Here is a 6488-nt window from a genome sequence, read left to right as displayed (position 1 = left end):
CCTGCTTCAGCCTCACGCAGGAAGCCAATGATCTGTTCTTCGGTAAAGCGCTTCTTCACGTCCAATCTCCTTGTCATTGAGGATTGGACTCCAAACCGTTGTGCTACTCAATCTTGGGGGGACGTCGTTGGTATGACAGTCAGTTTCGGCAACTCATTAGTAGCTACGCCCCTGATAGGCTTTCATACAGACTTACGCTCGACCCCAGCAAAGGTCAGTTAATATCCTCGGAGTTCCCACTTGGAATTCTAAACTTAATTGCCTATCAGAAATCGCTACCCATTGATGGCTACACCGCAAGATCATTTACCCCTTCTCGTCTTGGGCTTGGCAAGGATATTGACCTCTACAGTTATTGTGATACAGCATTTGGACAGCACCCTCCTTACTGGGATAAGAACCAGAAGCACTCAGTCTTGGCGGCTTGGTTTAAACTCGAGGAATAATTTATGTCGCACCCCAAGTCGATCGACAAGTATCAGATCATTCGACCTCTCGGCGGCGGCCACTTCGGGCAGGTTTACCATGCATTCGACAGAGCGCTTAAGGCTGAAAAAGCAATTAAAGTATTAAAAACTACAGACCCCAATACTTTCCTTGCCAGCCTTGAGGAGGCACAGATATTAAACAGATGTAAGCATAAGCACATTGTTTCGATAAATGAGGCGAATATTTTCAGAGTTGATAAAGAGCGGCGAGTTATCCTTGATCTTGAGTATGTGCCCGAAGGGTCCTTGGAGTCTGCCCTGGAGAGCCGATGGATATCCATCAAGGATGCAATTTCGTATATTCGAGGCTCCTTGGTTGGGCTTGAGCACGCACACTCCCAGGGGTTTCTTCATAGAGACATAAAACCAGGAAATATTCTACTCGGATCCAACTCACCCAAATTATCGGATTTCGGACTGGCGACGCAGTCTGGCCCGGGAACTTATGGATCCGGTCAAGGGTACACCACTCATCTTGCTCCAGAGTTTTTCTCCACTCGCAAGACTTCGGTTCGTACAGACGTATTTGCTGCAGGCTTGACCCTCTACAGAGCACTGTCCAATATTTCAGATTGGAATTCCGTTGTAGCCGCGCTCCCTAACGCGCGAAAACACGTCGAAAGTGGAGCGCTCATTTCTCAACTGGGATTCAGCTCCTATATCCCTGACTCCGTTCGACGGATCGTACGCAAAGCTTGCGCACCTGACCCCTTACGCCGATATCAGACTGCCGTTGAATTCCGCCAGCAGTTAGATCGCCTGCGCTTCTCCGTCGATTGGGTTCGAATTACTGAATTTGAGTGGCAGGGCGTTAAAGATGCCGATACTCATGATGTTTTGATAAACGAATCAAAGGGGATGTTAACTGTAAAAAAGAATGGCCGAAAGGTTTCGTCTGAAAGCGGCAAATATGCAAGCCTGTCGGAAGCCGTAGATCGGATGCACCAGTACATTTCCGAGACGACGTTTTTGTAACTTCCTGTGATCAATTCAAGCGAGCGGCGAAGATCAATGTGTCGACTCCCCGTAATTCAATGCCAAGCTCAATTAGACGTTTCCGGTTCGCAGTACTGGCGGGATTCAGCGGGTATGAGTCCGCCAGCCGGCGCGTCGTTCAGCGCTTTGCGGCGACCTCGGCCAGCGCAGCGATGAATTCATCCTGCAACGCCAGCTTGCCGAACAGGCCATGTTGGGTGCCACTCAGCACCCGCAGCATATGGCCGCGTCCGCCGGGCATGCGCCCCATCGGCTTGAACAGCAGGTCGCGGCCATTGGCGATCCAATCGTGATCGGATTGGAAGATCGGCGTCAGCCAGCGGCTCCAGAACTGATACAGCCACACATGCGCCTTGCGCTGGTGCTGGTAACGCGCCAATGCGGCATCAATGTCCTGCTCCGCGCGCAAGGCATCGCGCAACGCCATCGCATCCATCAACGCCATGTTGACGCCCTGCCCCAGCTGCGGGCTCATCGAGTGCGCCGCGTCACCGGCCAATACCAGGCGGCCGCGGTACCAGCGCTGCATCACCGCATCGCGGTAGCTGGCACGGGCCAGCTGCGCCTGCACGCTGACTCCGGCCAGGCGCTCGCGCGCTTCCGGCCACAGCGTGGCGATCTCATCCAGCCACGGTTCCAGCCCGTCGCGCTCCCAGGCCTGGAAACCGTCGCGCGGCAGGCTCCAGAAGAAGCTCAGGCGCTGTTGGTTGTCGCCCGGTCGTGTGCCCACCGGCAGCAGGCCGATCATCTTGCGCGCGGCCACATAGCGCTGGCGCAGCTCATCGCCATGCTGCCAATCGCCGCGCGGCAACAGGCACCAGAGCGCGCCCCAGGGGTAAACGCGATCCAGCTTGGTGCCCTGCACCTGCGCACGCAGGCCGGACCCCGAACCGTCGGTGGCGATCACCAGGTCGAACGGACCGTGCCAACGCCCGTGCTGGTCCTGTACGCGCTGCAGGGATTCATCGATGGCGCGGATATGGCTGTCCACATGCAGCGACGGGCCGGCATCCCAGGCCGCATCCAGCAGCGAGAACAGCGCCCCGCGCTGCATGCCCACGCCGCACAGGCGCGCGTCCAGCCCGGCGTAAGTCATGTCCATCACCGCGCGTCCACATGGGGTCTCGCCGTACAGGCGGCGCACCACCGCGCCGTGCTCCAGCACCTGCGGCATCAACTGCATCTGCCACAGCGCCTGCAGGCCACTGGGTTGTAGCAGGAAGCCCGCGCCTACCGGCCCAGGAGTCGCCGCCTGCTCGAAAACCTGCACCCGGTGCCCGTCGCGCGACAGCAGCACCGCCAGTGCCTGACCGGCCGTGCCATAGCCGACGATGGCGATATCCAGTGTCTTGCTCATTGCAGTCCCTCCCTGGGCCGACTGCCATTGCTAAAAAAAAACCCCGCCGAAGCGGGGTTCTTCCGCACAACCGGGTGGATCACTCGGCCGGCGTGATGTTCGAAGCCTGGGCACCCTTCGGGCCCTGGGTCACGTCATAGCTGACGCGCTGGCCTTCCTGCAGGCTGCGGAAGCCCTTGGAATTGATCGCGGAGAAGTGCGCGAAGACATCGGCGCTGCCGTCCTCCGGTGAGATGAAGCCAAATCCCTTGGCGTCGTTGAACCACTTGACGGTACCGTTCGGCATGGTGATGCGAGACCTTGTTCGATGAATGGATTGATGCACGCTGAATGAGGCGTACTGGCGGAGTATGCAAACCTTAAGCCGGGATGACAATCACCCCCGGGCCAATTCACCCACCAAAGTCGGCAAACCGGACGAAGCTGCCTCCACATTGGCCAAAACCTCGGCCATGGTGATCTCCTCGGCATCGCCGCAGCCAGCGGCCCAGTTGGCGACGATCGCCAGACAGGCGTACTCCAGCCCCAATTCGCGCGCCAGCCCGGCCTCGGGCATGCCGGTCATGCCGACCAGATCGCAGCCATCACGGCGCATCCGCGCGATCTCGGCATTGGTTTCCAGGCGCGGGCCCTGGGTGGCGCCGTAACAGCCGCCGTCCTGGATGGCCACGCCCTTGGCCTTGGCCGCCGCCAGCACCTTGGCACGGAACGACGGGGTGTAGGGGTGGCCAAAGTCCACATGCAGGACCTCGCTGCCTTCCTCCTCGCTGAGGGTGGAAATCCGACCCCAGGTGTAGTCGATCAGCTGGTCCGGGCAAGCCAGTACGCGCGGACCGAAGTCGTCGCCAATACCGCCCACCGTGTTCAAGGCCAGCACCCGGCTTGCGCCCAGCTGCTTGAGCGCGGCCAGGTTGGCGCGGTAGTTGATCTTGTGCGGCGGAATTGAATGGCCTTCGCCATGCCGGGCCAGAAACGCCACGCGCTGGCCGTTCAACAGGCCAACCCTGACCGGGCCCGAGGGGGCGCCATAGACGGTTTCCACTTCATGGGTCTGGACATCGTCCAGCGCGGCCAGCTTGTACACGCCGGTGCCGCCAATAACGGCCAGGGCGATAGGTTCCATGCTCATTCCTGATGTTCTCGTTGGGCACGCGCAAGCCACGCCCTTGGCGTGGCCCAGCCGCGATCAGACCGAAAGCCGATGGCAAGCATCGGCCACCGGTATTACTGCTTCATTGCGTAGATGGCCGGCAGCGAACGCAGCGATTCGTTGACGTCCATGCCGAAGCCGAACACGAAGCGGTCCGGCAGGTCGATGCCGGCGTAGTCGGCCTTGACGCCCGGCAGGCAACGGTCGTGCTTCTTCACGGTCAGCACGGCAATGCGCACGTCGGTCGCGCCCTGCTCCAGGCACCATTCGCGCACACCCTGCAGGGTGAAGCCTTCGTCCAGGATGTCGTCGACCAGGATCACCCGGCGGCCGAACAGGGCCGACACCGGGCGGTGCTTCCAGACCAGCTCGCCGCCGGTCTCGCCGTGGTAGCGCGAGGCCTGCATGTAGTCGAACTGCGCGTCCTGGCCGCGCGCGCCCAGCTCCAATGCCAGCTGGCCGGCGAACGGCAGCGCACCGTTCATGATCGAGATGAACACCGGCACTTCGCCCTTGTAGTCACGCGCGATGGCGTCGGCGATGCCGGCGATGGCGGTGTCGATGGTGGGACGGTCGACCAGCAGGTCGGCCTGGGCCACGGCTTGTTCAAGAGTGAGTTTGGACATCAGGCGGTTCTTCCAAGGTTTTCAAACAGATGATTACGAGTATCGGCGTGGCGGGCGTCGGCCAGCAGGCCGCCCCAGCCCATCGCCCCGCGGCCGATCAGGCTCAACAGGGCGGCGGTATTCAAGCTGCGGCCGGTCACGGCCTGCAGTGATTCCTCGACCAGCTCCGGGTGGCAGACCAGCACCACGTCGCAGCCGGCATCCAGGTGCGCATCAACGCGGGCCTTGACCCCACCGGCGGCGAACGAGGCCGCCATGCCGATGTCGTCAGAGAACACCACGCCACGGAAGCCCATCTGCTCACGCAGGATCTGGTTGATCCAGCGCGGCGAGTAGCCTGCCGGCTCCGGCGCCACCTGCGGGTAGATGACGTGCGCCATCATCACCGCGTCGGCGCCAGCGGCGATGCCGGCCCGGAACGGTATCAGGTCGTGGCCTTCAATCTCGGCCAGGGGTCGCGGGTCAACCGCGGTGTCCACATGGGTGTCCTCACGGACCGTGCCATGGCCGGGGAAATGCTTGAGCGTGGCGGCCATGCCGACCGAGTGCATGCCGCGCACATAGGCAGCGGTCAGGGCGGCAACGACCTGCGGGTCCTCGCCAAAGGCACGGTTGCCGATGGCCAGGTTGCCATGGCCAACGTCCACCACTGGCGCGAAGCTCAGGTCCAGGCCGCTGGCGCGGATTTCACTGGCCATCAGCCACGCGTGCTGCTCGGCCAGGGCCAGGGCGCCGTCGGGGTCGCTCGCATACAGCTTGCCGAAGCCTTCCAGCGGCGGCAGATCGGCATAGCCCTCGCGGAAGCGCTGCACCCGCCCGCCTTCCTGGTCCACGCTGATCAGCAGCGGACGTGCGGTGGCAGCGCGGATTGCCGCGGTCAGCTCCACCACCTGCGCGCGCGAGGCGAAGTTGCGCTTGAACAGCACCACCCCGGCCACGGCGTCGTGCTGCAGCCAGTCACGCTCCTGGGCAGTCAGTTCGGTGCCGGCAACGCCGATCAAAAGCATGCAAGGACTCCAATCCACCGCAGACTGCGGCGTAGCGGAATATTGTCGCAGATGGCGCCCGCTGCGTCAGAGCCTGCGTTCAGACGCTGCAACCATCCGGGCCACAGGCCTGTTCATCCTGGCTGGCGGCTGCCGACGGCGCCTGTTCGGCGGCTATCTTGCGCAGCACGTCGGCAAACACTTCTGCCGGCTGTCCGCCCTGCACCGCGTACTGGCCATTGATGACGAAGGTCGGCACCGACTGGATACCCAGCGCCTGCGCCTGACCAATACCGGCCTGGACCTGGGCCAGGCCTTCGTCAGACGCCAGCATCGCCTGCACGCGCTCGGCCGGGATGTCGCCCGCCGCGGCGGCAGCAACCAGCACCTGCGGATCGGCCAGGTTGCGGCCTTCGGCGAAGTGCGCACGGAACAGCGCCTCACCGACCTGCTCCTGCACCCCGTACTGACCGGCCAGCCACATCAGCCGGTGCGCCGGCACGGTGCTGACCTTGACCTGGCCCTTGCCGAAGTCCATCGGCAGGCCTTCGGCCTGGGCAGTGCCCTGGGTCTGCGCCAGCATCTGCCGGGTACGTTCGGCGCCGCCGAATTTGGCCGCGTAGGCCTCCAGCAGCGGCACCGGGGTGGTATCGGCATCAGGATCGAGCAGGAACGGATGCCAGCGCACCTCGATATCGGGTACATCGGCGCCCAGCAGCTCAAGGCCGCGCTGGAAGCGGTGCTTGCCAATCCAGCACCAGGGGCAGACCACGTCAGACCAGATATCGATGCGCATGCGGGTTCCTGATAAAAGTAGTGGCGCGGCCAGCGCGGGGGGAGCGGTGGGGGTGATTCCCCCGCCGCCCGAGGCGGGGCCCGGCCCGG

General features: G+C 62.4%; 7 protein-coding genes. 1 reads left to right on the top strand and 6 read right to left on the bottom strand.

Features of this window, described 5'->3' with window-relative positions:
- Positions 1-449 precede the first annotated feature (449 nt).
- Positions 450-1463: a serine/threonine protein kinase gene (locus tag AC13FW_RS20455; RefSeq protein ID WP_482990277.1), complete on the top strand. Its 1014-nt coding sequence runs from the start codon at positions 450-452 to the stop codon at positions 1461-1463.
- 139 nt (positions 1464-1602) lie between these two features.
- Here AC13FW_RS20455 and AC13FW_RS20450 read toward each other — a convergent pair whose 3' ends face one another.
- The 6 genes from AC13FW_RS20450 to AC13FW_RS20425 all read right to left on the bottom strand — a co-directional run bounded on the left by AC13FW_RS20450 (position 1603) and on the right by AC13FW_RS20425 (position 6399).
- Positions 1603-2841 carry an FAD-dependent oxidoreductase gene (locus AC13FW_RS20450; protein ID WP_482990276.1) on the bottom strand — a complete coding sequence of 413 codons (1239 nt, stop codon included), beginning with the start codon at positions 2839-2841 and terminating at the stop codon, positions 1603-1605.
- 79 nt (positions 2842-2920) lie between these two features.
- A complete protein-coding gene (cspE, locus tag AC13FW_RS20445) occupies positions 2921-3127 on the bottom strand; it encodes a transcription antiterminator/RNA stability regulator CspE (protein ID WP_057506519.1) in 207 nt (68 codons plus the stop codon).
- 90 nt (positions 3128-3217) lie between these two features.
- Positions 3218-3964, bottom strand: a complete 747-nt coding sequence (locus AC13FW_RS20440) for an S-methyl-5'-thioinosine phosphorylase (RefSeq protein ID WP_282269621.1) — start codon at positions 3962-3964, stop codon at positions 3218-3220.
- Positions 3965-4065: 101 nt separating this feature from the next.
- Positions 4066-4617 carry a hypoxanthine-guanine phosphoribosyltransferase gene (locus tag AC13FW_RS20435; RefSeq protein WP_481517624.1) on the bottom strand — a complete coding sequence of 184 codons (552 nt, stop codon included), beginning with the start codon at positions 4615-4617 and terminating at the stop codon, positions 4066-4068.
- On the bottom strand, positions 4617-5624 hold the full coding sequence (gene nagZ / locus AC13FW_RS20430; protein WP_482990275.1) for a beta-N-acetylhexosaminidase: 1008 nt from the start codon (positions 5622-5624) through the stop codon (positions 4617-4619). Before nagZ ends, AC13FW_RS20435 begins: the two co-directional genes overlap by 1 nt.
- Before the next feature lie 79 nt (positions 5625-5703).
- The gene (locus AC13FW_RS20425; RefSeq protein WP_482990274.1) at positions 5704-6399 is read right to left on the bottom strand and encodes a DsbA family oxidoreductase; all 696 of its coding nucleotides are present in this window, start codon (positions 6397-6399) and stop codon (positions 5704-5706) included.
- Positions 6400-6488: the final 89 nt, after the last annotated feature.

It is taken from the genome of Stenotrophomonas sp. 21LCFQ19 (assembly GCF_056861425.1).
Note: the sequence above shows the minus strand (reverse complement) of the source record. Positions and strands in the feature narration are given on the sequence as shown.